This window comes from Streptomyces sp. P17, from assembly GCF_032436805.1.
In the GTDB taxonomy this organism is placed as follows: domain Bacteria; phylum Actinomycetota; class Actinomycetes; order Streptomycetales; family Streptomycetaceae; genus Streptomyces.
Genome location: NZ_JAVRBF010001256.1, coordinates 1 through 249 on the forward strand (window position 1 = coordinate 1; position 249 = coordinate 249).

Annotated in this window: 1 protein-coding gene; it reads right to left on the reverse strand. The window is 66.3% G+C overall.

Annotation, left to right across the window (positions count from 1 at the left end; translation table 11 throughout):
• A partial coding sequence (locus tag RMT89_RS44605) for a hotdog domain-containing protein (RefSeq protein ID WP_315889465.1) occupies nucleotides 1–249 on the reverse strand: 249 nt, incomplete at both ends.

The following is a 249-nucleotide window of genomic DNA, read 5'->3' on the forward strand; positions in this document are numbered from 1 at the left end:
GCGACGGCTGTCATCCCGTCGTCCATGTACTCCTCCAGGTACGACCGCTCCTCGGCGGAGATCCGGCGCGGACGCTGGGCCTCCAGATCGAAGGGGACGACGACCGTGGCGGCCCGTACGTACGTGACCTCCGGGTCCTTGATCTCGTACGCGATCGTCAGCGACGCCGCGCCTATCTTCGTGACCAACGACTCGATGGTGACCGGCGCGTGCCGGTGCACCAACGGCCTAACGTAGTCGATCTCGTGC